The sequence below is a fragment of the Streptomyces sp. NPDC111606 genome, assembly GCF_055656945.1.
In genome coordinates, this window is the sequence record NZ_JBVKBY010000010.1 from 103,314 (window position 1) to 129,395 (window position 26,082).

General features: G+C 71.1%; 24 protein-coding genes. 14 read left to right on the forward strand and 10 right to left on the reverse strand.

What is annotated here, in order from left to right; translation table 11 throughout:
* Positions 1-3: 3 nt before the first annotated feature.
* Positions 4-1,578: a glycerol-3-phosphate dehydrogenase/oxidase gene (locus ACZ7M7_RS31450; RefSeq protein ID WP_472122662.1), complete on the reverse strand. Its 1,575-nt coding sequence runs from the start codon at positions 1,576-1,578 to the stop codon at positions 4-6.
* A complete protein-coding gene (locus tag ACZ7M7_RS31455; protein ID WP_383605971.1) occupies positions 1,575-2,174 on the reverse strand; it encodes a TetR/AcrR family transcriptional regulator in 600 nt (199 codons plus the stop codon). Before ACZ7M7_RS31455 ends, ACZ7M7_RS31450 begins: the two co-directional genes overlap by 4 nt.
* A 74-nt stretch (positions 2,175-2,248) precedes the next feature.
* Between ACZ7M7_RS31455 and ACZ7M7_RS31460 the strand changes: the two genes are divergently transcribed.
* Positions 2,249-3,847 (forward strand): FAD-binding oxidoreductase, encoded by a 1,599-nt coding sequence (locus ACZ7M7_RS31460; protein WP_472122665.1) that lies wholly within the window; start codon positions 2,249-2,251, stop codon positions 3,845-3,847.
* 91 nt (positions 3,848-3,938) lie between these two features.
* The gene (locus ACZ7M7_RS31465) at positions 3,939-4,820 is read left to right on the forward strand and encodes a YegS/Rv2252/BmrU family lipid kinase (protein WP_472122668.1); all 882 of its coding nucleotides are present in this window, start codon (positions 3,939-3,941) and stop codon (positions 4,818-4,820) included.
* A 278-nt stretch (positions 4,821-5,098) separates the two neighbouring features.
* On the opposite strand, the gene ACZ7M7_RS31470 is transcribed toward ACZ7M7_RS31465, so the two are convergent.
* Positions 5,099-5,464, reverse strand: coding sequence for a helix-turn-helix transcriptional regulator (locus ACZ7M7_RS31470; protein WP_472122671.1), 366 nt, complete (start codon positions 5,462-5,464; stop codon positions 5,099-5,101).
* 129 nt (positions 5,465-5,593) lie between these two features.
* Here ACZ7M7_RS31470 and ACZ7M7_RS31475 point away from each other — a divergent pair, with 129 nt between their 5' ends.
* From ACZ7M7_RS31475 to ACZ7M7_RS31485, 3 genes are all read left to right on the forward strand, one after another.
* Positions 5,594-6,331: an ANTAR domain-containing protein gene (locus ACZ7M7_RS31475; protein WP_472122674.1), complete on the forward strand. Its 738-nt coding sequence runs from the start codon at positions 5,594-5,596 to the stop codon at positions 6,329-6,331.
* Positions 6,332-6,390: 59 nt separating this feature from the next.
* Positions 6,391-6,843 carry a flavodoxin family protein gene (locus ACZ7M7_RS31480; RefSeq protein WP_328429991.1) on the forward strand — a complete coding sequence of 151 codons (453 nt, stop codon included), beginning with the start codon at positions 6,391-6,393 and terminating at the stop codon, positions 6,841-6,843.
* A 232-nt stretch (positions 6,844-7,075) separates the two neighbouring features.
* Entirely contained in the window at positions 7,076-9,073 is a 1,998-nt protein-coding gene (locus ACZ7M7_RS31485) for a DUF1996 domain-containing protein (protein ID WP_472123308.1), read from the forward strand.
* A gap of 139 nt (positions 9,074-9,212) precedes the next feature.
* Here the strand turns inward: ACZ7M7_RS31485 and ACZ7M7_RS31490 are convergent, their stop codons facing one another.
* The gene (locus tag ACZ7M7_RS31490) at positions 9,213-9,974 is read right to left on the reverse strand and encodes a YqjF family protein (RefSeq protein WP_472122677.1); all 762 of its coding nucleotides are present in this window, start codon (positions 9,972-9,974) and stop codon (positions 9,213-9,215) included.
* A 79-nt stretch (positions 9,975-10,053) separates the two neighbouring features.
* Positions 10,054-10,713: a TetR/AcrR family transcriptional regulator gene (locus tag ACZ7M7_RS31495; RefSeq protein ID WP_472122680.1), complete on the reverse strand. Its 660-nt coding sequence runs from the start codon at positions 10,711-10,713 to the stop codon at positions 10,054-10,056.
* A gap of 57 nt (positions 10,714-10,770) precedes the next feature.
* Here ACZ7M7_RS31495 and ACZ7M7_RS31500 point away from each other — a divergent pair, with 57 nt between their 5' ends.
* Both ACZ7M7_RS31500 and ACZ7M7_RS31505 read left to right on the forward strand, forming a co-directional pair.
* Positions 10,771-11,457: a class II aldolase/adducin family protein gene (locus ACZ7M7_RS31500; protein WP_472122683.1), complete on the forward strand. Its 687-nt coding sequence runs from the start codon at positions 10,771-10,773 to the stop codon at positions 11,455-11,457.
* Positions 11,454-12,383 (forward strand): carbohydrate kinase family protein, encoded by a 930-nt coding sequence (locus ACZ7M7_RS31505; RefSeq protein ID WP_472122686.1) that lies wholly within the window; start codon positions 11,454-11,456, stop codon positions 12,381-12,383. Before ACZ7M7_RS31500 ends, ACZ7M7_RS31505 begins: the two co-directional genes overlap by 4 nt.
* A gap of 4 nt (positions 12,384-12,387) precedes the next feature.
* Here the strand turns inward: ACZ7M7_RS31505 and ACZ7M7_RS31510 are convergent, their stop codons facing one another.
* Positions 12,388-13,113: a DUF4232 domain-containing protein gene (locus ACZ7M7_RS31510; RefSeq protein ID WP_472122689.1), complete on the reverse strand. Its 726-nt coding sequence runs from the start codon at positions 13,111-13,113 to the stop codon at positions 12,388-12,390.
* Between the two features lie 214 nt (positions 13,114-13,327).
* Between ACZ7M7_RS31510 and ACZ7M7_RS31515 the strand changes: the two genes are divergently transcribed.
* Positions 13,328-14,713: a helix-turn-helix domain-containing protein gene (locus ACZ7M7_RS31515; protein WP_472122692.1), complete on the forward strand. Its 1,386-nt coding sequence runs from the start codon at positions 13,328-13,330 to the stop codon at positions 14,711-14,713.
* 43 nt (positions 14,714-14,756) lie between these two features.
* Positions 14,757-15,254, forward strand: a complete 498-nt coding sequence (locus ACZ7M7_RS31520) for an HIT family protein (protein ID WP_472122695.1) — start codon at positions 14,757-14,759, stop codon at positions 15,252-15,254.
* A gap of 262 nt (positions 15,255-15,516) precedes the next feature.
* Here ACZ7M7_RS31520 and ACZ7M7_RS31525 read toward each other — a convergent pair whose 3' ends face one another.
* Both ACZ7M7_RS31525 and abc-f read right to left on the reverse strand, forming a co-directional pair.
* Complete coding sequence (locus ACZ7M7_RS31525) at positions 15,517-16,644, reverse strand: hypothetical protein (protein WP_472122698.1); 1,128 nt, start codon at positions 16,642-16,644, stop codon at positions 15,517-15,519.
* Between the two features lie 105 nt (positions 16,645-16,749).
* Positions 16,750-18,396, reverse strand: a complete 1,647-nt coding sequence (gene abc-f, locus ACZ7M7_RS31530) for a ribosomal protection-like ABC-F family protein (RefSeq protein ID WP_472122701.1) — start codon at positions 18,394-18,396, stop codon at positions 16,750-16,752.
* Positions 18,397-18,606: 210 nt separating this feature from the next.
* Between abc-f and ACZ7M7_RS31535 the strand changes: the two genes are divergently transcribed.
* The 5 genes from ACZ7M7_RS31535 (at position 18,607) to ACZ7M7_RS31555 (ending at position 23,601) form a co-directional block, all read left to right on the forward strand.
* A complete protein-coding gene (locus ACZ7M7_RS31535) occupies positions 18,607-19,023 on the forward strand; it encodes a VOC family protein (RefSeq protein ID WP_472122704.1) in 417 nt (138 codons plus the stop codon).
* 22 nt (positions 19,024-19,045) lie between these two features.
* Positions 19,046-19,573 carry a GrpB family protein gene (locus ACZ7M7_RS31540; RefSeq protein WP_472122707.1) on the forward strand — a complete coding sequence of 176 codons (528 nt, stop codon included), beginning with the start codon at positions 19,046-19,048 and terminating at the stop codon, positions 19,571-19,573.
* 104 nt (positions 19,574-19,677) lie between these two features.
* On the forward strand, positions 19,678-20,535 hold the full coding sequence (locus ACZ7M7_RS31545; RefSeq protein WP_383605917.1) for an ABC transporter ATP-binding protein: 858 nt from the start codon (positions 19,678-19,680) through the stop codon (positions 20,533-20,535).
* Positions 20,532-21,524, forward strand: coding sequence for an iron-siderophore ABC transporter substrate-binding protein (locus ACZ7M7_RS31550; protein ID WP_472122710.1), 993 nt, complete (start codon positions 20,532-20,534; stop codon positions 21,522-21,524). Before ACZ7M7_RS31545 ends, ACZ7M7_RS31550 begins: the two co-directional genes overlap by 4 nt.
* Before the next feature lie 4 nt (positions 21,525-21,528).
* Positions 21,529-23,601, forward strand: coding sequence for an iron ABC transporter permease (locus ACZ7M7_RS31555; protein WP_472122713.1), 2,073 nt, complete (start codon positions 21,529-21,531; stop codon positions 23,599-23,601).
* Positions 23,602-23,776: 175 nt separating this feature from the next.
* Here ACZ7M7_RS31555 and ACZ7M7_RS31560 read toward each other — a convergent pair whose 3' ends face one another.
* Together ACZ7M7_RS31560 and ACZ7M7_RS31565 are read right to left on the reverse strand one after the other, a co-directional pair.
* Positions 23,777-25,147, reverse strand: coding sequence for a GH1 family beta-glucosidase (locus ACZ7M7_RS31560; RefSeq protein ID WP_472122716.1), 1,371 nt, complete (start codon positions 25,145-25,147; stop codon positions 23,777-23,779).
* Between the two features lie 74 nt (positions 25,148-25,221).
* Positions 25,222-26,061, reverse strand: coding sequence for a carbohydrate ABC transporter permease (locus tag ACZ7M7_RS31565; RefSeq protein ID WP_383606240.1), 840 nt, complete (start codon positions 26,059-26,061; stop codon positions 25,222-25,224).
* Positions 26,062-26,082: the final 21 nt, after the last annotated feature.

Below are 26,082 nucleotides of genomic sequence, written 5' to 3' on the forward strand. Positions count from 1 at the left end.
TCCTCAGGCGGACACGTCGGACCAGACCCGGCGTACGGCATCCAGCGCCGCCGTGCGATCGGCCGGTACCAGCCCGATTCGGGTACGCCGGTCGAGCAGGTCGGCCTCGTCCAGGGCGCCTTCGTGGCGTACGGCCCACAGCAGTTCGGCGTTGGTGACGGGATGCCCCGGCAGCACGGGTTCGGCCAGGCGGGGATCCCGGGCGGCGAGTGCGTGGATGGCCGGTGCCTCGGTGCCGTAGCGCTGGATGAGGCGGTGCGGCGCCTGGAGGGAGCCGAGGGTGGCGGGTGATGCGGCGCCGACGAGGGGCAGGGTGGCCGTGGGGGAGGGGCCGGCGGTGAGCCGACGAGCGGTGACCGCCGCGTCGACGGCGTCCTGGGCCATGCGCCGGTAGGTGGTGAGCTTGCCGCCGACCACGGTGATCACGCCGTCCGGCGAGGTGACCACCGCGTGCCGACGGGAGATGTCGGCGGTCCGCGGGGCCGCGCCGGAGCGTGCCGTCGGGGTGGTGTCGAGCAGGGGGCGAAGACCTGCGAACGCGCCCACGACGTCGTCGCGTTGGACGGGGAGGTCCAGGACGGAGCCGAGGACGTCGAGGAGGAAGCCGATGTCCGTCTCGGGGACCTCGGGAACGTCGGGGATGTCGCCCTCGACAGGCTCGTCGGTGAGCCCGACATAGACGCGGCCGTCGCCCTGGGGCAGGACGAGGACGAAACGGTTGGTCTCGCCGGGGACCGGGACGTGCAGCCCTGCGGGCAGGGGGCCGAGGCGGTCGGAGCGCAGGACGAGGTGAGTGCCGCGTGAGGGGCGGATCCGGATGCCCTCCACCAGATCGCCCGCCCAGACGCCGGACGCGTTGATCACGGCGCGGGCCCTGATCTCGCCTTCCTCGCCGGTGAGTTCGTCACGTATGCGTGCGCCGGACGCGGTGAGTTCCAGAGCCCTGACACGGGTCAGGATGCGTGCATCGCGTGCGGCGGCGGTGCGGGCGATCGCGGTCACCAGCCGGGCGTCGTCGGTGAGCCGCCCGTCCCAGGACAGCAGGCCGCCGCGCAGGCCCTGGGTGCGCAGGGCCGGGGCGAGATGCCGCGTCTCCACCGCGGAGAGCCGGCGCGGGGCGGGGAGGGTGGCGCGGGCCGTGCGGGCCGCCAGGCGCAGAGTGTCACCGGCGCGGAATCCGGCCCGGGCCAGGGCGGACTGGCCCCGGGAGACCAGAGGGGTCAGGGGCAGCACGAAGGGCTGGGCCCGCACCAGATGCGGTGCGGTGCGCTCCATCAACACCCCGCGCTCGACGGCGCTTTCGTGGGCCACGTCGAGCTGCGCCGAGGCGAGATAGCGCAGCCCGCCGTGGATGAGCTTGCTGCTGAAGCGCGAGGTGCCGAAGGCCAGGTCGTGCGCATCGACGGCGATCACCGACAGACCACGGGCCGCGGCGTCCAGCGCGACCCCGGCACCCGTCGCGCCCAGCCCGACGACCAGGACGTCCACGGCCGGACCGCCGACGGCCTCGGCCAGTTCGCGTGAGCGCCGGGCGGCGGACAGGGACGATCCGGGAACCGGGGGAGTGGCGGGGCTCATGGCGTGAGGGTCCTTTCCAGGATGCTGCGCAGTTCCGCCAGGAAGGCCTCACTGCTCAGGTCGGCGTCGTCCTCGTCGGTCATGGTCCGCAAGGACAGGGTGAAGGACTGGACGATCAGCAGCAGGGCCCGTGCCTGCCGTTCGACATGGCCGGCGCGTACCGACCCGTCGGCGTGGCCTTCGCGCAGGCCGTCGGCCAGCAGGGCGAGAAGGGCCTGTTGGCTCGCGCCGCGGCGGTCGAGTACGTAGGGGAGCAGCAGTTCCGGATCGACGTCGACGATCTTCCGGAAGAGCGGATGGGCGCGGAAGGCATCCACCCCGGTCACGAGCCCGTCGACGATCAGACCGCGCGCGTCGGTGCCGGGCCGCCGCTCGGGCATGGCCGCCGTGGCCACCGCGACCCACTCGCGGGTCATGAGGTCGCCCACCAGGGAGCGCACATCGGGCCAGCGTCTGTAGAGCGTCATCCGCGAGACACCCGCGCGGCGGGCCACGTCGGTCAGCGTCGTACGGCGGACTCCGACGGCCAGGACGCAGTCGCGTACCGCGTCGAGCACCGCGTCGCTGTCCGAGTGGTTGTGACGAATAGGCGTCATGTGTCACAGTGTAACGCCTGCGGAGCCGTCCGGGACACGGCATCGCTCGAATCGACCGGTGAGGACAACAGCCAATGGACATGCTGTGGAGCGGCTGGGGCGACCCGGCCAAGGCGGCGCCGCTGCCCGAGACCGTGACCGGGCTGCTGCGCGACTGGCTCGGCGTCAAGCCGCGCACCGCCGAGGCGGTCGCCCTGACGGACATCGCCGTACCCGAGCCGGGACTCGAACCCGCCGCCCTCCAGGCCCTGTCCGCCGCGGTCGGCGGCGAGGAGCACGTCCACACCGACGCGGAGAGCCGCATCCGGCACACGCGCGGCAAGTCCACCCCCGACCTGCTTCGGATGCGCGAGGGAGAGGTCGACGACATCCCCGCGGCCGTCGTGCTCCCCGCCGGCCACGACGACGTGCTCGCGGCACTGCGCGCCTGCGCCGAACACGGCCTGGCCGTTGTCCCGTTCGGCGGCGGTACGTCCGTCGTCGGCGGCCTCGCCCCCGCCCGGCGCGGCCCCTTCATCGCCCTGGACCTGCGCCGCATGGACCAGTTGCTCGCCCTCGACCCGGTCTCCCGCACCGCCGCGCTGCAGCCCGGGCTGCGCGCACCGCAGGCCGAGGCGCTGCTGGCCGAACAGGGATTCACGCTCGGCCACTTCCCCCAGTCCTTCGAGTGGGCCACCATCGGCGGGTTCGCCGCCGCCCGCTCCAGCGGCCAGGCGTCGGCCGGCTACGGCCGCTTCGACGAGATGGTCCTGGGCCTGACCGTCGCCACCCCCGAGGGCACCCTCGACACGGGCCGCGCGCCTCGCTCGGCGGCCGGACCCGACCTGCGGCAGCTCGTGCTCGGCTCGGAGGGCGCGTTCGGCGTCATCACGTCCGTCACCGTGCGGATCCGTCCCGTGCCCGCGACCCGCGTGTACGAGGGCTGGCGCTTCGACTCCTTCGAGGCGGGCGCCGCCGCGCTGCGCCGCCTCGCCCAGGACGGCCCGCGCCCGACGGTGCTGCGACTGTCCGACGAGACCGAGACGCTGATCGGCCTCGCCCAGCCCGACGCCATAGGTGCCGCCGTCGACGGGCAGCAGTCCCCGGGATGCACGGCGATCGCCGGCTACGAAGGCACCGACGAGGACACCTCGTACTGCCGGGAGCGTGCGTCGGCCGTCCTTCGGGACTGCGGCGGAACCCCGCTGGGCGAGGAACCCGGACAGCGCTGGGCGCACGGCCGCTATTCGGCCCCCTACCTGCGGGACTCCCTGCTGGACGCCGGGGCGTTCGTCGAGACGCTGGAGACGGCGACCTTCTGGTCACGCGTGCCGGAGCTGTACGCCTCCGTCCGCGACGCCCTGTCCACCACGCTCACCGAGGCCGGCACCCCGCCCCTGATCATGTGCCACATCTCCCACGTGTACGAGAACGGTGCCTCGCTGTACTTCACCGTCGTCTCGGCGCAGGGCGACGAACCGGTGGTGCACTGGGAGAAGGCCAAGCACGCAGCCAACGAGGCGATCCTCGCCGCGGGCGGCACCATCAGCCACCACCACGGCGTGGGCACCGACCACCGCGACTGGTACGTCCGCGAGGCGGGCCCCCTCGGCATCGAGGCGCTGCAGGCGGTGAAGCGCCGACTGGACCCGCAGGGTCTGCTCAACCCCGGGGTCCTCCTGCCCCTCGACTGACCTCACCGCACCTTTTCACCCCCCCCCCGCTCATCCACCTCCTCCGCCCGCCTCCGGCAGCACCCTCCCGTCGGCCCGAAAGGCACCCCCGATGCGACAGTTCACCGCCATCGTCAACCCCACGGCGGGCGGATCCGCCTCAGCTGCCGCACTGCTGAACGTGGCCAGGCCGCTGCGGGAGGCCGGGGCCGACCTGGAAACCGAGTACAGCCGCAGCCTGGCCCACGCGCAGGAACTGGCGCGTGACGCCGGGGAGCGGGGCCGGGTGGTCCTCGCCGTCGGCGGCGACGGAATCGCCGGCGGTGTCGGCGGGGCCCTCAGCGGCACCGACGCCCTGCTCGGCCTGGTCCCCGCCGGCCGCGGCAACGACTTCGCCCGGGCACTGAGCCTGCCCACCGAGCCCGCCGCCCTCGCCGAGGTACTGCTCCACAACGAACCCCGGCAGGTCGACACGATCGAGGTCGAGTCCGCCGTACACGATCGCACGGTGGTCCTGGGCAGCGTGTACGCCGGCGTCGACGCCCTGGCCAACCGCCACGCCAACGAAGCCAAACTGCTGCGCGGCTCGGCCTCCTACTACGCGGGCGGCCTGCGAGCCGTCACCACCTGGCGCCCCGCGCGCTACCGCGTCACCGTCGACGGCCAGGAACATCTGCACACCGGCTACACGGTCGTGGCCGCCAACTCCGGCTACTACGGATCCGGCCGCCTGATCGCCCCCGACGCCCGCGTTGACGACGGTCTGCTGGACGTCGTGATGATCCGCGAGGCGCCGCGCCGGCTGTTCTTCGCCCTGATGAACGAGCTCAAGACCGGCGCCCACGTGCATCGCCCCCAGGTGCAGATCCTGCGGGGCAGGGAGATCCGTATCGCGGCCGACCGTGAGGTGCCCTACGGCGCGGACGGCGAGGTGGAGGCCACCCTGCCGGTCACGGTCAGGGTTCTGCCGGGGGCACTGCGCGTCCTGTGCTGAGGCCGGGCCACCGGGTGCTTCCCGGGCGGCCGAGTCAGGCGACCGGCCGCCCGCCGTGGCCGAGGCATGTCATCTGCGCGGGGCGTGCGCCATCCGCGGCTCATACGCCATCCGCAGGTCATACGCCCTTCCAGGGGCACGCGCCGCGGCAGACCATGCGCTTTCCGCGGGACAAGCGCGTCAGCAGACAATGCGCCTTTCGTGGGGCACGCGCCGTCAGCCGGTCGTCAGCCCTCGGCGGAGCGGGCGCCGTCCGCCAGTCATCTACCCTCCGCGGGTCAACCGCCGTCCACGGGCATCCGCGGGCGTGCCGTCCTGAGCTGCTCCGGGGCGGAGATGTGGCCGGCCTCGGCCTGGATGAGCAGCGAGAGCAGTTGGGCCACCGGCAGTCCGGCCTCGGCGGGGTGCCGCAGCACCTTGCCGGCCTCGATCCGGTAGGTGTTCGTGCGTCCCTCGCGGGTGTGGGACAGATAGCCGTCCTGCTCCAGGTCGGAAATGATCTTCTGGACAGCGCGCTCGGTGAGTCGGCAGTGCGCGGCGATGTTCCGGATCCGCACGTTCGGGTTGTCGGCGATGGCCGCGAGGACGCGGGCATGGTTCGTCAGAAACGTCCATCCGGTGTGCGGCTCAGGGACTCCGTCCATGCCCCAAGAGTAGGGCGGGGTGTTCACGAATACAAATACACGCACTCAATTTCATGTATCTGTTGACGTGTTCCGCGGTTCGGGTTCACTCTTGTAGCGAGACGGGGAGTACCTGAGAGAGAGGCGGTCATGCCCGAGCTCGCGTCTTCTGCACAGCCCCCCAACAGGGGCGCTGCCGACCGTGTGAACTACGACGGCGAACCAGCGGCGGCTTCGTCGTGTCCGCTGGTCACCACCGTCCGCGCGGACGGCGACAGGGTCATGGTGAAGGTCTCCGGAGAGCTCGACCTCGACAGTGGCGAGCGACTCCAGGGCGTCCTTCGTGAAGCGCTGAACCGCTCGGTCCGCGGCATCGACCTGCATCTGGAGGGCGTCTCCTTCTGCGACTGCTCGACCCTCAACATCCTGCTCAACATGCGCCACTTCGCCTTGGAGCAGGGCAAGACGGTCGCGATCCATGCAACGAGTACGGCAGTCGACCGCCTGCTCTCCCTGACCGGCACGCACTCGCTGTTCGGCCGGCTCGACCCGGACGGGCATGCCGCGGTCGATGGGCACGCCCAGGACCCGGAGGCGCCCGTGGGCGCCCATCACGATCTGCGGATAGAAGTCGCCCAACTGCGCCGGGCGATGCAGACCCGGCCGACCATCGACCTGGCCCGCGGAATCCTGATGGCCTCGTTCAGCCTGAGCTCCGAGGACGCTTGGACGGTACTGGTCACGGCCTCCCAGAACACCAACACCAAACTGCACTCCCTGGCGGGTGACCTGGTCACCGCGGTCAAGGGCGATGCGCTGCCCGAAGAGGTGCAGGAACATCTGTCGGCCGCGGTCGCCAGCGTCAGTACCGTCATCCCCGAGCACTGAGGGCAACACTCCGCACGTCAGGGTTGCGTCGCGAACGGGCAGCCCGGCAGGGTTCGGATGTGCCCACCTTGCTGATCGTGCATCACACGCCCTCGCCCAACTGCCAGGCCATGCTCGAAGCCCTCATCTCCGGTGCCACGGCGCCGGAGATCGAGAACGTCGAGGTCGTGCGACGGCCGGCACTGTCGGCCACGGCCTCCGACGTGCTGGCCGCCGACGGCTACCTGCTCGCCACCCCGGCGAACCTCGGCTACATCTCCGGAGCCCTCAAGCACTTCTTCGACCAGGTCTACTACCCCTGCCTGGACGCGACCCAGGGCCGGCCTTTCGGCTACTACGTGCACGGCGGCAGCGACGTCACCGGGGCGGTACGGGCGATCGACTCGATCACGACGGGCCTGGGCTGGCGCCGGGCGGCGAATCCGGTGACCGTCACGGGCGAGCCCACCAAGGCGGACACCGAGGCCTGCTGGGAGCTCGGAGCCACGCTCGCCGCCGGTCTGATGGGCTGACCTGAACGGCAGTTTCTCCCAACACCCCACACTGACCAGGGTGTTTACCCTCGTTGTGAGAAATTTCTGTGAATCCGTGAGGCGTTTGAACACAGCGCGACCCATCTCCGTATTGGACTGGGGGATTTTCATGCCCTGACCGATCACGAGGCGTAGGAGTACTTCCTTGGGACGCAGCACGCGAAGACGCCCCACGGGCGCACGGCGCGCGACTTTTGCAGCGGTCGCGCTGATGTTGGGCGGCGGCGGCCTGGTCGCGGCCAACGTCTATGCCTCGGCCACCGAGGACGGCGGAGCAGATCCCGCCCGGACGCTGTCCACCCCGGCCGGCACGATCGACTGCCCGGATGTCGGCAGCGAACTGACGGACGTGCCGGACGGAGCACGGGAGGACGTCGCGAAGGAACTCGCGCTCCTCGACCAGCAGATAGCCGAGGCCTACCAGCGGCTGCAGGAGTCGGCTCAGGCCATCCAGCAGGACGCCGGGTTCGCCGACAGCGCGATCATGAATCCGCTCAAGGACAAGCGGGCTGCGACGATCGAGCGGATCGCCGTCGCCGTCGACCGCGTGGGAGACAGGCCCGAAGGCCTGGACTCCCTCGCCGCCTGCACGCTGCGCGCCGCGGACAACGGCACGGGTGAGGACGGCAACGCCGGCGACGAGGAACAGGGCGGCGACAACCAGGACGGCGCGGACCAGGGCAACCAGCAGCCCGGGAACGGCGACCAGCAGGGCAACGGAGGACAGGCGGGCAACGGCCCGGTCGCCGCGGACTATGTGGACATCAAGTCCGTCCAGCCGAACGTGTCCGACCCGGCTGCGCAGAAGGGAGCCTCCCGGGGCACCTTCGCCACCAGCTGCGGCGTCAACGAGAACGGCCTGTTCAATTCCGACAACGTCATCGTGGCCCCCGGCGTCTCCAACGGCGCCCACCACTTCCACGACTACATCGGCAACCAGTCCAACGACGCCTTCGCGAGCGACGAGGACCTGGCGAACGCCGAGACGAGCTGCGTCGACCAGGGCGACAAGTCCACGTACTACTGGCCCGTGATCCGGCTCCAGAACGGAACGCAGGAACAGGACGCCAACTCGCCCGGCGGTGGCATCGAGGGCAACGCCGGCGAGATCGTCACTCCTAAGGCAGTGACGCTGGACTTCGTGGGCAACCCCCGCAGCAAGGTCGCCGAAATGCCGCGCCTGCTGCGCATCATCACCGGCGACGCCAAGGCGTTCGTCAACGGCACCGCCAACGCCAACGCCTCCTGGAGCTGCACCGGCTTCGAGGACCGGCAGCTGAAGGACAAGTACCCGCTGTGCCCGCAGGGCAGTGACGTGGTGCGCACCTTCAAGTTCCAGAGCTGCTGGGACGGCCAGAACATCGACAGCGCCAACCACCGCACCCACGTGGCGTTCGCGGCGGCCGACGGCAGCTGCGCGAACGGGTTCAAGGCCATTCCGCAGCTGGTGCAGCGGATCGTGTACGACGTCGACGCGCCCAGCCTCCAGGACGGCGGGAAGACAACCCCGCTGTTCGCGGTGGACTCCTTCCCCGAGCAGCTGCACAAGCCGGTCACCGACCACGGCGACTTCATCAACGTCTTCAGCGAGGACCTGATGGGCGAGATGGTCGACTGCATCAATGAGGGCCGCAAGTGCGGCGCCGGAGCGGGCGACGGCGGCGAGCCGGGCGGCGAGGAGCCGACCGAGGAGCCGACGCAGGCCCCCACCACCCCGCCGGGCGGGAACGACGACCCCGGCAACGACAAGCCGGAGCCCGGCGACGACGGGGACAAGCCGACCGACGCGCCGGCGACCGAGGACCCCGCCACCGACGAGCCCGCCACGCAGGAGCCCGCGACGGAGAAGCCTGCGACCGAGAAGCCCGCGACGGACGAGCCTGCGACGCAGGAACCCGCGACCGAACCGGCGGAGGAAGACGGCCAGCCCACCCTGTCGAGCACGGTGGCGCCCAAGGCGGACGGCACCCCCACGGCGAACGAGGCCGAGGGCGGCCAGGCACAGGGCGGCTCGGGAAGCACTCCCGAGCAGACCCAGCCCGCCGCGGTCGGCGACGACTCCGGCAGCGGTTCCGGGACGGAGCCGCAAGCGGTCGGGAACGGTGACCTGGCGGAGACGGGCACGTCGCTGTGGCCGGCCGCGGCCGGCGCAGTGCTCCTGATGGGCGGCTTCCTGCTGCTCATGCGCACGAGGCGCCGCGCCGAGTGAAGGTGCGGACGGACACCCCGTAACGGCGTCTGACGCCGATACCTTCCAGGGGGCTCGGACCGGTCATCCCGGTCCGGGCCCCCTGAGCTTTGCGGGCTCGCGGCTCCGTGCAGGTAGTGCCGCTGCCGTCATCCGCCGATCATGGCGTGGGGATGCCCGCCGGCCGCGCCGGGCGGCCCAGACGGACCGGCACACCGGGGGAGTACAGGACGCTGATCGGGGCGGCGCTCGGGGCGGGCAGCCCGGCCGCGGTGATCAGGTTCTCCTCGCAGGTGACCACCTCGGCACGGTACAGCGGCCACCGAGGGTGGTGGTTGGGCAGGTACGCCACCGGCTCGGGACCGCCGAAGAACGCGTTGTGCATGCCCCAGCGCGCGGTGAGGAAGTGCTCCAGCTCGGTGGGCTCCTCGATGCGCTCACCGGTGCGTACGGTGATCCGGCTGGACGCGCCGCGCGGCCCCGGCCAGCGACGGGAGCTGGTGTACGTGACCGTGTCGCCGGCCGAACGCACGGCCATCCGGGACCACAGATACGGCAACCGGAATCCGACCCGCCCCATCACCACCGGAATCAGCCGGGACGCGTCCATCGACCGGAACACGACGCCGCGCCGCCCGTGTGCGTCCACCGAGTACAGGCGCACGTTGGTCTCGGGAAACGTGCCGAGATACGGCACTCCGGGCATCCGCAGCCAGCCGACCCGATGCATCCGGAAGGCGACGAGCCCGACGTACGTGACGCCGTCATGGATGTCCGGAACGGTGCCCTTCGGCAGCAGGCCCGCCACGACGTCCGGCTCGACGGCCCAGTGGATGAAGGCGAGGTCGAGCCACTGCTGGGTGAGGAGCGGGGTGCGTATGTGGGCGGGGGCATCTGGGGTGACAGGAGACGGTTTCGGCACACAGCCAGGATGTCAGAGTCGCACTCCGACGCCCCAGGCATGGCAGGGTCCCGCGCGCCGCACCTGTCCGGCACCTGCCCTACGGCCCCTCATAGCGGGCGGCGACACCGGTGAGGTACCCCCGCAGCATGAGCCTGGCTTCGTCGAGCACCCCCGCATCGCCCTCGGGGTCACGGCGGAAGGCCTCCTGCGCGAGGGCGTCGGCGGCGAGGATCGCGGCATGGCAGGCCAGGCCGAGCGCATCGTCGTCCTGGGCGACGCCGAGGACCAGCAGGATGCGCCGGATTCCGTCCGCCATACGGCGCTTGTGCTCACGGTCCGCGGCCCGGGTCTGCTCGGTGAGGATGCTGCCGAACCACAGGGCCCTGAAGCCGTGCTCGGTGCGATAGATCGCGGCGTACGCGTCGATGAGCACGCCGACGGGGTCGTCCCACTGTTCGGCCGCGGCGGCGCGTACGAGGTCCTCCATGGCGCCCTCGAGCCGGGCGAAGTATCCGGCCGCGAGGGCATCGATGATCGCGTCGCGGTCGGGCAGGTACTGATACAGCGAACCGACCGAGACCTGCGCCTCGGCGGCGATGCGGGTCGTGGTCAGCGCTTGGACGCCCTCGTCGACCAGAACGCGTTCCGCCGCCTGGAGCACGCGGGCCAGCCGGGCCTTGCTGCGCGCCTGCTGGGGAGTGCGGCGCAGCTGGACATGCCATGTGTCGCCACCTGGTTGCGGGGCGGGATCGCCCATGTGCGGCCTCCGAAACCGAACGTGACATTGTTTCAGGTTTACGTTAGCGTCGCGTACATGACCGACTCAAGCCCAGCGCTGGGTCAGGAGCGCGCCGCCGTGGCCGAGGCGTGCCGTCGCCTGGGGGCGGAGGGGCTGCTCATCGGCACGGCCGGCAACGTCAGCACGCGGGTCGAGAACCTTGTCGCGATCACGGCCACGGGCGCGGTGCTCGCGGAACTGACGGCCGACCAGGTGACCGTGGTCGACCTGGACGGAAACATCGTGGCCGGAACCCTGGAGCCCACCTCCGAACTGGACCTGCATCTCGGTGTCCACCGCCGCTACGGCACCGGCGCGGTCGTCCACACCCACGCGCCGATGGCGACCGCGCTGTCCTGCGTACTCGACGAACTGCCCTGCATCCACTACCAGTTGCTGAGCCTGGGCGGCTCGGTGCGCGTGGCGCCGTACGCGACGTTCGGCACACCGGAGCTCGCCGAGTCCGTCCTGACGGCGCTGGAGGGCCGTAGCGCCGCGCTGATGGCCGGCCACGGCTCGGTCACCCACGCCCCCACGCTGGCCAAGGCGGTCGAGCACGCCCTGCTGCTGGAGTGGGCGTGCGGCGTGTACCAGCACGCAGCCGCCCTGGGAAAGCCCCGCGTGCTCGACGAACACCAGCAACTCGCGGTGATCGAGGCAGCGCTCGCCCGGAACTACGGCACCACCCACCCCGTACCACCCGTGCAGGAGGGACACCGATGAAGGTCGTCACGATGGGCGTGCATGTGCTGGACGTGCTGGTGCGGCCGGTGGACGCGATTCCCGAGGGCCAGGGCGCGACGCTGGTGGACGACATCAGGATGACCGCCGCCGGAACGGCCGGCGGCACCGCGCTCACCCTCGCCAAACTCGGGGCGTCCGTCAGCAGCGCCGGGGCGATCGGCTCGGACCCCACCGGGGACATGCTCGTCCAACTGCTCGGCGCTGCGGGCATCGACACCCGCTTCCTCGTCCGCCGCACGGACACCCCCACCTCCGCGAGCGTCCTGCCCATCCGCCCCAACGGCGACCGGCCCTCGCTGCACCTGCTGGGCGCCAACATCACGTACGGCCCCGACGACGTGCCCTGGGACGCGATCGCCGAGGCGAGCCACCTCCACCTCGGCGGCCCCGAACTGATCGGCGTCGACACCGCCACGCGCGTCCTGTCGTACGCCAAGGAGCACGGTGTGGTCACCTCGGTGGACCTCCTCGCACCTGGCGCCCTCGGGAGTTTCGAACAGATCGAGTCAGCGCTGCCGTACGTCGACCACATGCTGCCCAACGAGGACCAGGTCCTCGGCTTCACCGGTGAGCAGGACCTGGTGACGGGCGCGAAGAAGCTCCTCGCTGCCGGAGCCGGCCTGGTCGCGGTCACCCGCGGCGGTGACGGTGCCCTGCTGGTGACCCCTGAGGGCGCCGAGACGGTGCCCGCCTTCGCGATCGACGTCGTGGACACCACCGGCTGCGGCGACGCCTTCTCGGCCGGCTTCGTACGCGGCATGGGCCTGGGCCGCACGCCCTACGACTCCGCCGTCCTCGGCAGCGCCGCGGCGGCCCTGGTGGCCCAGGGACTCGGCAGCGACCACGGAGACTTCGACCTCGCCGGTGCTGATGCGTTCGCGTCGACGAGTAAGTCGCGCGGGTGATCCGTCAGTTGAGGGCCGTCTCCATGTCCGTCTGCCAGTACGTGACGCTCAAGGCGCTGTCGTAGTAGACACCCTTCGCCGGCAGCGGCGGGGTGGCCGACGGTCCGCCGGAGCTGTTCGGCGTCCTGCCCTGGAAGGCGATCGTGAGGGCGCGGGCGGTGTCGCCGCCCGTGCCACTGCCGTCGGCCGCGCTGAGCCGGACGCCCGCGTAGCCCGAGGCGCCCGGCTCCAGCGTCGGCACGGCCTGCGGCTTGGTGTCGTCGATCGCCTGCGGCACCCACTGCATCTCGTCGAAGCGGAGCACCGGGTAGTACATCAGGGCGCACGGCCTCGAGCCGGTGTTGGTGACGGTGAGCAGCATGTGGTTCAGCGGGCGGGGGACGGGCTTGGCCGTAGTCCTGGTGTTGGATCCGTTGCAGATGGTCAGGTCCCCCGGGGCGTTCGCGTCCCCGTTCGCGCCGCTGCCGCTTCCGCCGCTGGTGCCGCTCTCTGCGGGCTTGCCCGGCTGCGAGGGCTGGTCCGACTGCTGCCCGGAGCCCGCGCTCTGCCCCGGCTGACCGGACGGCTGGTCCTGCGCAGGCTTTGACGCGTCCGCCGTGGCGGACGGAGACGTCGTCTGCGAGGCACCCTCGTCGCGGGTGCCGGAGCCGTTCTCGCATGCGGTGAGGGCGAGGACGGTGACGGCCGCGCCGGTGGCGGCGAGGAGGCGGGCGTGGCGGAAGGTACGCATGGCTGATTCCTTGTCACTGCAAAGGACTTGAAGGCATCCGCTCGACCGGTTGCCGGGAGCGACGTGCTTGGATGACCTGAGCTTGTCCGGTGATCCGTTCCGGCCGCCACCTCCGGTTGGCGATCAGGGACACTGGAACGGCTGCAATGGATCTGACCTGGAGAAACGTCCATTCCCTGGAACGGGGGAACGGGACACGGGGGATGGAGGAACGGTGTCGGAAGGCACTGCTGCGACCGACTTCGCGGCGTTTCTGCGGCAGTTGAAGGACCGCTCGGGACTCAGCTACGGCGTCCTCGGCAAACGGCTGCACATGAGCACCTCGACGCTGCACCGGTACTGCAACGGGGATGCCGTCCCCACCGACTACGCGCCCGTGGAGCGACTGGCCCGGCTGTGCAAGGCCTCGCCGGAGGAACTGGTGGAGCTGCACCGGCGGTGGGTGTTGGCGGATGCGTTGCGGGGGAGGAAGGGGGTGGCGGAGGCGAGTTCGGGCTTTGGCGAGGCCGCGGCGGGCCCTGCGGGGGCCGGCGAGAGCCCCGCCGAGGCAGGCGTGGTTCCTCCTGCGCCGGATGCACCGGATGCGCCGACCGCTTCCGATGACGGCGCGGCCGTCGTGCCCGACCCTGCCCGGACCGGCTCCGAGGCGACCCCCGCTCCCGAGGACGTCGCCGGTCCCCTTCACGGCACCCACCCGGCCCGCCCTCGCCGCCGTACCGCCCTCGTCGCCGGTGTCGCGGTGGCCGCCGTTCTCGGGGCTGCCGCGCTCGCGATGAATCTGCCGACGGACGGGAGTCAGGGCGACGAGGACCGGGGCGGCAGCGTCGGTGCCGCCGCCTCGAAGGATGTCGCCGCCCCACCGACCAAGGCCTCGCCGCAGTCGTCGCCGTCCGACTCGCGCAGCGCCACGCCGGGCGGTAGGAACTCCCCGTCACCCTCCGCAACCCCGACGAAGAACGGGCCCAACGGCGGCGCAGACGCCGGTGACAAGACGGACGCCACGCCACCGCTGACCGTGAACGTCCGCCCGTACAGCTGGGAACACCCCTGCTACCAGCACTACTTGATCGACCGGCCCGCGACGGACATCGGCCCGCCCCCGGTCGAGCAGGACGCGCCGGCCTGGGTCGGGGCGAACAAGGCGGTGACGGCCGGGGAGCAACTGGTGACGCTGACCGTCCAGGGCACCGGCAGGGAGACCGTGGTGATCGAGGGCCTCGAGGTCCGTGTGGTCCGCAAGGACACGCCACTGGCCTGGAACGACTACGTGATGGGCGTCGGGTGCGGCGGTGGTGTGCCGACACGTCCCTTCACCGTCGCCCTCGACGCCGCGCGCCCGGTCGTCGTGGCCGGGGCCGATCAGCGCGACTTCTCCTTCAAGGTGAGCGAGTCGGACCCGGAGGTCTTCAAGATCACAGCCGACGCCTCGGCGTACGACGTGACCTGGTACCTGGAGCTGACCTGGTCCAGCGGCGGCCGAAACGGCACGCTGGTCATCGACGACAACGGCAAGCCGTTCCGGACGAGCGGCAACAACGGGCGACCGGCCTACGAGTTCCCACTTGGCGGCGAGAAGTGGCTGAAGTCGACGGGGGGATAGGGGAGACCCCACGGTGTCGCGGCGGCTTGAGTCAGGGTTCGGGGTGACCGGCGATTGGCGGCTGGATCGGATCGGGGCTGCTCTCCGCGGCGAGAATCCGACAGTGCTGCGACGACTCGAGTCAGGGTTCGCGGTGATCGGAGACGTCCAGTTCCTACCGGGCTACGCCGTTCTCCTCGTGGATGAGCCCGGTGTTCAACGGCTCTCCGACCTGCCGAAGGCCAAACGGCTGGCGTATCTCTCCGACATGGACCGGCTCGGCGAAGCAGTCGAGCGAGCCTGTCGGCGCCTGGACTCCGAGTTCCGCCGGGTCAACCTGGAGATCCTCGGCAATACGGACCCGTTCCTGCATGCCCACGTCTGGCCTCGGTACGAGTGGGAGCCGACCGAACTGGTGGGCAAGCCGGTATGGCTGTATCCGGCTGACCGATGGAGTGACGAGCGATTCAGACTCGGTCCGCAGCACGAGGTGCTGAGGGATGCGATCAGCAGCGAATTGGATCAATCGCAATGCGATTCATGCATCGAGCATGAGCAATAGGCAGTAACGATGTACTCGAAGGTCGTCTCAACGTTGGGGTAGTCGAACTACAACCGGGAGCTGCACTGCACCGACTGGATGCACATGATCCGCTCCCAGGCCTTCGTGAACGTGTGGTGGGTCTACACCGTCGGACTCGCCCAAGACGCCGGAGACGCCGGAGACGCCGGAGACGCCGGAGCCGACAGCGCCGGCTGAGCCGGGATCGCCCATCGGCTCGGCCTCGGGCGGCCCGGCTCTCACCTTCTGTCCCGGATCCGCCTCAGGCTTCGAGGCGTTCCGTGTACGCCTCGGTCGGCGGAAACGGGTTCGGGCTCGTCATGCCCACGGACCAGAACCCGCTGGTGCCGGGGATGGACGTCACGGCATTGAGATACGGCGCAGGCGCCGCGCCGACTGGCCCCCGAACGAGGGTCCAGGCGCTTCCGTCCCGGCGTAGGTACGTACTGCGACTCTGGTCCTGGAAGTTCCAGCCCGAGATCCACGCGGCCCGGCCCTGCGCATCGCCCGCGATTCCGGTCAACGAGCCCGCGACGAAGCCCGTTTCCACCCGCGTCCAGGCCGTGCCGTCCCAGTGGCTCATGGACGGGTTGCCCGGACGGCCGGGCGGCCCGCCGACGCCCATCTCGGTGCCCACCGCCCATACATCGTCCGGACCGGCCGAGTGGAGATCGGCGATGCTCAGACGCAGGCCCGGGACCGGGGGCAGTACGGTCCACGCTCCGTCCCAGCGGGCCACGAGCCCGGACCATCCGCCGCCGTTCGACTGGTCGCCGCTCACCCAGACCTCGCCCGGCGAGCGCAGGACCACCCGGTACAGATTCACGCTCGCCACGGGCAACGGGTCCAGCCATCGCCAGCGTTGCCCGTCCCCGTGCAGCAGACGGGCGGCGCCGCCTCGGCTGCCGCAGATCCACACCTGCCGGTCCGGGCCGACCGCCACCGCGTTCAACCGGACGTCCGTCTCGCCCTGGCCCGGGAACGTGGCCTCGCGCCAGGTGGTTCCGTCCCAGCGCAGCAGCGGGCTGCCGGTGCCGACTGGCTGGCCCACGCTCCACGCCGCGGTCGCGCAGACACCGGCGACATCGCTCAGGCGCGTGTGGTTCAGGTGTGACAGGTCGGTCTTCGCCCACGCGTTGCCGTTCCACAGCATGGCCAGGGCTCGCCCCTGCGACGGCCCGCCGCGGGCCTCCTCGCCCACGGCCCAGGCCAGTTGAGGTCCGACAGCGGCGATGCGCCGCAGCTGCGCGGCCGGAGTGCTGCCGGGTGCCGGCACGGCCTGCCAGCCCTGCGTACGGGGCGTCGGTACGTCGGCCAGGGCCTGGCCCGGGCCGAGCGCGACTCCCGAGAGTGTGCCGATCGCCCCTGCCAATAATCGCCTACGTCTCACCGCGGTGTCCCTCCAGGCCGGTAGGGCGGATAGGAGGGACCACCGTGAACCAGCGAACCTCAGAGGTCTAGATACGGGCATGACAAAGCTCGCGGGGGAGCGCGTTCAGTACCTGCGTCCGGCGCGCAGCGCCAACCGTTCCCCGGCGAACCGCTCGCGGAAGCCGCGGTCGTGCGAGACCGCGACCACCGCTCCCGGGTACGCCGCCAGCGCCGCCTCCAGGTCCTCGATCAGGTCGAGCGCGATGTGGTTCGTCGGTTCGTCGAGTACGAGCAGGTCCGCGGGCCGGGTCACCAGGATCGCGATCTGGAGTCGCCGTTGCTGGCCCGCCGACAGCGCGGCCACCGGGACGTGCAGGTCCTCCTCACGGAACAGGCCGAGCGCCAGGAACTGATCGGCGTACTCCTCGGGCAGCCCGGGCTGCCCGGCCGCGAAGGCGGCGAGCAGCGGGAGCCGCGTGGAGCGCGGGGGCAGTTCTTGCGCGAGGTAGCCGATCCGCGCGGGGCGGCGGGCCGCACCGGCGTCCGGCTCCAGGTCGCCCGCGAGGACGCGCAGCAGCGTCGTCTTGCCCGCTCCGTTCTCGCCGGTGACGAGAAGCCGCTGCCCGGGCGCGATCGTCAGCGAACCCTCCAGGCTCAGCCGCTCGCCGACCACGACGTCGTCGAGTTCGGCGAGCGGGTGCTCGGCGTGATGCTCGCTGCCCGCCGCCGACAGGGCCGCCGCGAACCGCAGGGGTTCCGGTGGCGCGGCGATCGGGTTGCGCCGCAGGTGGGCCAGCCGTTCCCGGGCCGCACGGACCTGCCCGCCGAGCTTCGCCTCGTGCGAGCGGCGGTGCTTGCCGAAGCCCTGCCGGGGGTCCTTGCCGGTGCCGGCCAGCCGCTTGCCGGCGGCCTCGACGAGCTCCTCGGTACGGGCCACTTCTTCCAGCCAGTCCGCGTACTCCTGCTCCGCGCGGCGGCGGGCTGCGGCCTTCGCGGTGCGGTAGCCGGTCCAGCCGTCGCCGTACCGGCGCACGGTGTGCGCATCCCGGTCGACTTCGAGGATCGTGGTGGCGATGCGTTCGAGGAAGCCGCGGTCGTGGGTGACCGCGACGACGGTGCCGCGGTGCGCGCGCAGGTGGTCCTCGAGCCAGCGCACGGCCGTCGCGTCGAGGTGGTTCGTCGGCTCGTCCAGGAGGAGCAGCTCGGGCGAGGCGGCCAGTACGCACGCGAGCGCGAGCCGTGACTGTTCGCCGCCGGAGAGCGAGCCGAGCACGCGGTCGCGAGTGATCCCGGCGATCCCGAGCCCGTGCATGGCGGCGTCGACGCGGGCGTCCGCCTCGTATCCACCGCGTTCCTCGTACGCGATCAGCAGCTCGCCGTACGCGGCGAGTTCGTCCGGCGATGCCTCGCCGAGGCTCTCCTCCGCCTCGCGCAGGCGGCGCTCCATGTCACGCAGTTCGGTCAGGGCGAGGTCGACGGCGTCCTGCACGGTGCAGTCCGGGTCGAGGTCGAGGGTCTGGGTGAGGTGGCCGACGCCTCCGGGGAAGCTGACGGTGACCTCCCCGGCGTCCGGCACCTCGGCTTCGGCCAACAGTCGCAGCAAGGTGGACTTGCCGGAGCCGTTCTCGCCGATGACGGCGGCTTTCTCGCCGGGGCGGACGGTGAAGGTGACCTGGTCGAGGACGGTGCGGGTGCCGTAGGACTTGGTGACGTCCTTGACGGACAGCTGTGCTACGGCAGTGTGGGCAGCGGTGTGGGCGCGTTCGCGCATGTGACTTTCCCTGGGAATGCGAAGTGTCTACGGGCAGCAGAAACGGCGGCATCGGCCGTGCCCGGACTCAGAGAAAGAAGAAGAAACGCATGCGCCCACTGTAGCAAGACGATGCGTATCGTCTCAACTCGAATGTCGGTCCCGTCGACATGCGCTCCGGAACGAGGTGTGTCACAACGGGTGAAAACCCCTGCAGATCAGGAGTCCTCCGTGCCTTTCGTTCCGTGCATCAGCGTGTCCGACACCGCCGCCAGCCTGGCCTTCTACAAGAGGCTGGGCTTCGACGCCGACTCCAGCACCTCGCGCCCCGGGGACGACATCCACATGCTCCTCCACAAGGGCGAGTTCTGCGCCATGCTCTACCGCAATGCCGACCTCAAGCAGTGGCTCCCCGTCCTCAAGGACCAGCCTCTCGGGTTCGCCGGCATGTTCTACTTCGCCGTCGACGACCTCGACGCCTTCTACGAGCACGCCTCCCAGCACGCCGAAGTCGTCAAGGAGATGGCCACTGACGAGACCGGTCAGCGCATGTTCTACATCCGCGACCTCGACGGCTACGTCATCGGCTTCAACGACAAGGCCGCGCTGAACGCCAGCGACCTGGGCAAATACGCCGAACCCATGTGACCGGCACCGATAGCGTGGTGCCGTGGCTGATCTCGACGAACCGATCCACGTCGTCGCTCCTGATCCGGCCTGGGTGGACCAGGGTCGGACGCTGGTCCGGGACATCTCGGCAGCACTGAGCGGAATGCCCGTGGAGGTGGCGCACATCGGGTCCACTGCCGTTCCAGGACTCGAGGCCAAGCCGGTAATCGACGTTCAGGTCGGTTGCCCGACACACGGAATCGAGGCCGCTGTCGCCCGTATTGAGCGGCTGGGGTTCGAGTGCCTGGGGGAGGCCGGGGTCTCCGGGCGGCAGTATCTGCGCCGGCGTTCCGGGCTGGCTGCCAATGTCCATGTGGTCGAGCGGCAGGGGCGATTGTGGGTCGACAATCTCCTCTTCCGGGACTATCTCATCGCTCATCCGGACGTGATGGCCCGATACGCAGCCGCGAAGCGGGAAGCCGCTCGGCGGGCGTCGACTCTGCTGGCGTACTCGGATCTGAAGGCTCAAATCGTGGCGGAGATCATGGGGGCGGCGCGAGGTGCCGCAGATCCCGGGCGGGCTTCGTAGGTGAGGTTGTCCGGCGGAGACGCGACCTTTGGCTGATCCCCTTCTTGCGCTCGGGGCCGCCCACCCCTCACAAGTTTGGGTAAGGTTAGGCTAACCTGTGCCGCGTGCAAGCAGGTGAAGAGATCACCGCGGCGGTGAGCCCCCGCGGTCATGAGCTGTCGGCCACGGATGTCACCGTGGCCTACGAGGGCGTGGACGTCGTACACGACGCGTCGGTGACGCTGCGGCCGGGTGAAGTGACCGTGCTGGTGGGGCCGAACGGCAGTGGGAAGTCGACGCTGCTGCGGACGGTCTCGCGGTTGCAGCGGCCCAGGAGCGCGACGCTCGTCATCGACGGCGCCGACGGACTGGCGCTGACCCCGCGTGAGTTCTCGCGCCGCGTGGCCCTGTTGACGCAAGGGCGCCCCACGCCCAGCGGCCTGACCGTACGGGACGTCGTGGAATTCGGCCGCTACCCGTACCGGGGCCGTTGGGGCAGGGCCGACCCGGGCGGCCCGGCCGCGGTGGAGCGCGCGCTCACCATGACCGGCGTCGCCGAGCTCGCCGAGCGGGGCGCCGAGCATCTCTCCGGCGGACAGCTCCAGCGCGTGTGGCTCGCCGGCTGTCTCGCGCAGGAGACCGGTGTACTGCTCCTCGACGAGCCGACGACCTACCTCGACCTGCGCTACCAGATCGAACTCCTCGACCTCATCCGCGACTTGGCGGACGACCACGGGATCGCCGTGGGCGCCGTCCTGCACGACCTCGACCAGGCCGCGGCCCTCGCCGACCGGATCGTGCTCCTCCACGAGGGGCGGATCGTCGCGGACGGTCTCCCCGAGGACGTCCTGACGGCTCAGAGACTGACCGACATCTATGGCATCCGCATCGAAGTCGACACCGACCCCCTGACAGGCCGGCTGCGCACCCGCGCGATCGGCCGGCACCACACGCGAACCGAAAGGCTCAGCACACCCTCATGAGACGCCTCCTCACGACCGCGGCGGTCGCCACCGCCGCGGCCCTCACCCTGACCGCCTGCGGTACCACCGAGCCCGCCGCCGACAACGACGACGCGAAGAAGGCCGGCGAGGCCATCACCCTCACCGACGCCTCCGGCAAGAAGGTCGAACTCGACGGGCCGGCCAAGAAGGTCGTCGGAACCGAGTGGCACGAGGTCGAGCTCCTGGTGTCGCTGGGTGTCGACCCGGTCGGCGTCGCCGACGTCAACGGCTACAACACCTGGGACACCGCGGTCCCGCTGAAGAACGAGCCGAAGGACATCGGCACCCGCGGCGAGCCCAGCATGGACACCATCGCCGCGCTGGCGCCCGACCTCATCGTCGCCAGCACCGACCTGCCGCCGGCGGCCGTGAAGCAGCTGCGCAAGGTGGCCCCCGTCCTGGAGGTGCGCTCCGCCGACGCCTCCGACCCGATCGGGCAGATGACGGAGAACCTCGACCTCATCGCCAAGGCCACCGGCACCTCCGACCAGGCCGAGAAGATCAAGGACGAGTTCGACGCGAAGGTCGCCGAAGGCAAGAAGGCCCTCGCGGACGCCGGCCTCGACGGCGCCGAGTTCGCCTTCGCCGACGGCTACGACATCTCCAACCAGGTTTCCATCAGGCCGTTCACCAGCGGTTCGCTCATCGGCGCGGTGAACGAGGAGCTCGGTCTGAAGAACGCCTGGACGGTCAAGGGCGACAAGGACTACGGGCTCGGCACCACCGACGTCGAGGGGCTCACCAAGCTCGGCGACGACGTGCAGTTCGCCTACATCGCCAACGACGGCGACAAGAGCAGCACCCCGTTCACGGCCACCGGCGCCCTGTCCAAGGACAAGGTGTGGACCTCGCTGCCGTTCGTGAAGAAGGGCAACGTCCACCGCCTGCCCGACGGCATCTGGATGTTCGGCGGTCAGGAGTCGATGGGGGCGTACATCGACGCCCTCGTCAAGGAGCTGACGAAGTAACACCATGGCCGTCACCGCGACAACTCCCGCCACCCGTCCGCCCGCGGCCACCGCCACGTCCCGGACCGGCGCGGCCGCGGTGACGGCCGCTCTGGTCCTGCTGGTCGCAGGTCTGGCGGTCGTGGACATCACGCAGGGCACGGCCGCCGTCGGCGCCGGCGAGGTGTTCAATGCGCTCACCGGCCGGGCCGACCCGGCCGACGCCTCCGTCGTCATCGCCTCCCGGCTGCCGCGACTGGCCGCCGGGCTCCTCGTCGGGGCCCTACTCGGGATGGCGGGTGCCGCCCTGCAGGCGATCAGCCGCAACGTGCTCGCCTCGCCCGACACCCTCGCCGTGAACGCGGGCTCCTACCTGGCTCTCGGGCTGGCCGCCGTCACCGGTGTGTCGCTGCCCCTGCTCGCCTCCTCCGGCGTCGCGTTCGCCGGGGGCCTCGTGGCGGTGTCCGTCGTGCTCGGCCTGTCCGGCCTGGGCGCGGGAACCGTCCGGCTGGTGCTCGCCGGCAGCGCCCTCGCCCTCGGCCTGAACGCCGTGACCGAGGGGCTGCTCCTGCTCTTCCCCCAGGAGACCCAGGGCCTCTACCAGTGGAACCAGGGCAGCATCGCCCAGAGCGGGTTCGACGGCGTGACCCAGCTCGCCCCGCTCGGCGTCATCGGCCTCCTCGGGCTGTTGGTGGTCGCCCGCCGGGTCGACGCCCTGGCCCTCGGTGACGACGCCGCCCGCGGGGTCGGCGTGCCGGTGCGTGCCACCCGGGTCACGGCGGTCGTGTGCGCGGCGCTGCTCTCCGCGGCGGCCGTCACCCTCGCCGGGCCCATAGGCTTCGTCGGCCTGTGCGCCCCCGCGCTCGTGCGTCCCCTCGCCCGCAGGTTTCGCGGGTTCACCCGGGCGCATGCGAGTCTTCCGGTGGCCGGCCTGATCGGTGCGGCCCTGGTCCTCGGCTCGGACGTGCTGCTGCGGGCCCTCGTGCCCACGGACCTGGCGGTCGCCGTGCCGACGGGCGTCGTCACCAGTCTCGTCGGCGCCGTGTTCCTGATCGTCATGGCCACGCGGCTGAAGGACACGGCCGCGGCCGCCGCACCGGACCGGCTGCGCATCAGAAGCCGGACCGTCTTCGTCACCACCACGGTCGTCCTGGTGGCGGTCCTCGTCGGCGTGACGATCGCCGCGGTGCTGCTCGGCGACAGCAAGCTGCTGCTGGGCGACGTCGTCAACTGGGCGCAGGGCAGGGCAGGTCGGGCCGTCTCGTTCGTACTCGACACTCGCGTGCCCCGCGTTCTCGCGGCGCTCCTCGCGGGCGCGGCACTCGCCCTGTCCGGCACGCTCGTCCAAGCCGTCACGCGCAATCCGCTCGCGGAACCCGCCGTGCTGGGCGTCTCCGGCGGGGCGGCGCTGGGCGCCGTGCTCCTGGTGACGACCGTGCCGCTGGCCGGATCGTGGAGCGTGGCCGGCGCGGCGTTCGCGGGCGCCGCGATCAGCTCCGTCATCGTCTTCGGACTCGCCGCGCGGGGCGGGTTCCAGCAGAACCGGCTCGTGCTCGTCGGCATCGGCATGGCGACCGGCTCAACCGCGCTGGTCAGCCTGCTGATCGTCCTCACCGACCCGTTCAACGCCGCGAAGGCCCTGACCTGGCTGTCCGGTTCCACCTACGGACGGACCCTGCCCGACATCGCACCGCTCGCAGCCGTCCTCGCCATCGGCGTGGCCATCGCTGTGCTGCGGCGCGCGGAACTCGACCTCGTGTCCCTCGACGAGGACACCCCGCGACTGCTCGGGCTCAACCTGGCGCGCGGGCGCCTCGGCTTCCTCCTCCTGAGCGTCCTGCTCGCCGCCACCGCGGTCGCCGCCGCGGGCACGATCGGCTTCGTGGGCCTGGTCGCCCCGCACGCGGCCCGGGCGCTCGTGGGCCGACCGCACGTCCGGGTGATCCCGGTCTCCGTCCTGCTCGGCGCCGCTCTCGTGTGCACCGCCGACCTGCTCGGCCGCACCGTGATCGCGCCCGCCCAGCTCGGCGCCGGTCTGATGACCGCGGTGATCGGCACGCCGTACTTCCTGTACCTGCTCGTGCGCAGCCGCCGGTAGAGGCCGGCGAACGGTCACCTGCGGGGCGTACGACCACCGCGGGGACCGTTCACCGGTCGAGCGCCCGGCCGGAGGCACCGCGATGCCTCCGGCTCAACCGGCGCCGCCCGGCACGGCGTCGGCCGCGTCGGCGCCCTCGTGGTGACGGCTCATCGGCACTGCGGGCCGCGGCCCGCTAGGCGGCGTGACGTGCCCTTTCCGCATGCGCCCGGATGATGTCCGCGTACCGGTGGCCGCTGCCCTTGATGGTGCGGGCCTGGGTGCGGTAGTCGACATGGACCAGCCCGAAGCGCTTGTCGTAGCCGTACGCCCACTCGAAGTTGTCCAGCAGCGACCAGGCGAAGTAGCCGGCCAGCGGGGCGCCCTTGCGGGCGGCGGACGCGCACGCCGCGAGGTGGCCGACCAGGTACTCCTGGCGCTCCGGGTCGTGCACCGTCCCGTCGGGGCGTACGACATCGGGGTAGGCCGAGCCGTTCTCCGTGACGTACAGCTTGCGGGCGCCGTAGTCCTGTGTCAGCCGGAGCAGGAGGCGCTCGATGCCGGATGCGTCGATCTCCCAGTCCATGCCCGTGCGGGGGACGCCGGGGCGGCGGATGGTGCGGACGTGCGGGGCCGGTCCGTCGGGGTCGTCGGCGACGGTGGACGAGAAGTAGTAGTTGAGGCCCAGCCAGTCCAGGGGCTGCGCGATGGTCTCCAGGTCGCCCGGCTGTTCCGGGAGTTCGACGCCGGACGCGGCGGCGTAGACCTCGCGCATGTCCTTGGGGAAGCCGCGGCCGTGGACCGGGTCCAGCCACCAGCGGTTGGTGTGGCCGTCCTGGCGCCGCGCCGCCGCGACGTCCTCGGGGCGCTCGGTGGCGGCCTCGACGGCGGACAGGTTGTTGACGATGCCGACCTGCGCGCCCGGTGCCACCGCCCGGATCGCCTGCGCTGCCAGGCCGTGGCCGAGGAGGAGATGGTAGGAGGCGTGGACGGCCGTCGTGAGGTCGGTCAGGCCCGGCGCCATCTTGCCTTCCAGGTGGCCGATCCAGGCGGAGCACAGCGGCTCGTTGAGCGTGGTCCAGTGCTGGACACGGTCACCGAGACGCTCGGCGACGACCGCCGCGTACGAGCCGAAGTGCTGGGCGGTGTCGCGGGCCGGCCAGCCGCCCCGGTCCTGGAGCGCCTGCGGCAGGTCCCAGTGGTAGAGGGTGACGGACGGAGTGATGCCCGCCGCCAGCAGGCCGTCGATCAACGCGTCGTAGAAGTCGAGGCCCTTCGCGTTGACCGGCCCGTCGCCGCCGGGCACCACACGCGGCCAGGCGATCGACAACCGGTAGGCGTTGGTGCCCAGTCGGCGCATCAGCGCGATGTCCTCGCGCCAGCGGTGGTAGTGGTCGCAGGCGGCGTCGCCGTGGTCGTCGTTGTCGATCTTGCCGGGAGTGTGCGAGAACGTGTCCCAGATCGAGGGCGAGCGGCCGTCCTCGGCGACGGCTCCCTCGATCTGGTAGGCCGACGTGGCCGTGCCCCACAGGAAGTCCTCGGGGAGTGCGGCAAGGTCGATGGTCACGGAATTCCTTTCGGAGACAGCAGAGTCGGAGACAGCGGAGCCGGAGGAAGCGGAGTCGGAGACGGCGGCGCCGGTCACTTGACGGCTCCAGCCGTCAGTCCGGTGACGAGATAGCGCTGCAGCAGCAGGAACCCGGCGACCACGGGCACGCTGACGACCAGCGAGGCGGCCATGATCTGGTTCCAGTAGACGTTGTTGAGCGTGGAGTAGCCCTGGAGTCCGACGGCGAGTGTGCGGGTGGTGTCGTTGGTCATCACCGAGGCGAACAGCACCTCGCCCCAGGCGGTCATGAAGGCGTACACGGCGACCGCGACGATGCCCGGGATCGCCGCCGGCACGACGACCCGGAACAGCGCCCCGAGCGGCCCGCAGCCGTCCACCATCGCGGCCTCGTCCAGGTCCCGCGGCACCGAGTCGAGGTACCCGATCAGCATCCAGATCGAGAACGGCAGCGAGAAGGTCAGATACGTCAGGATCAGACCGCCGCGCGAGCCGAACAGGGCGATGCCGGTGGCGTTGCCGATGTTGACGTAGATGAGGAACAGCGGCAGCAGGAAGAGGATGCCGGGGAACATCTGCGTGGACAGCACCGTGACCGTGAAGACGCGCTTGCCCCGGAAGTTGTGGCGGCTGACCGCGTAGGCCGCGAACACCGCGATCACCACCGAGCAGACGGTCGCCGCGCCCGCCACGATCAGCGAGTTCACGAAGTAGCGGGCCAACGGGATGGTCGACCAGATGTCGATGTACGGCCGGATCGTGAGCTCGCTCGGCAGCCAGCGGAACTCCCCGGAGACGTCCGCGAGTGGCTTCAGCGAGCTGGAGACCATGACGTAGACCGGCACCAGGACGAACCCGGTGAGCAGGGTGAGGAAGATCCGCCGGGACCAGTAGTAGGACCGTGGCGGAGCCATCGGCGAGCGGGGCGCCCGGGA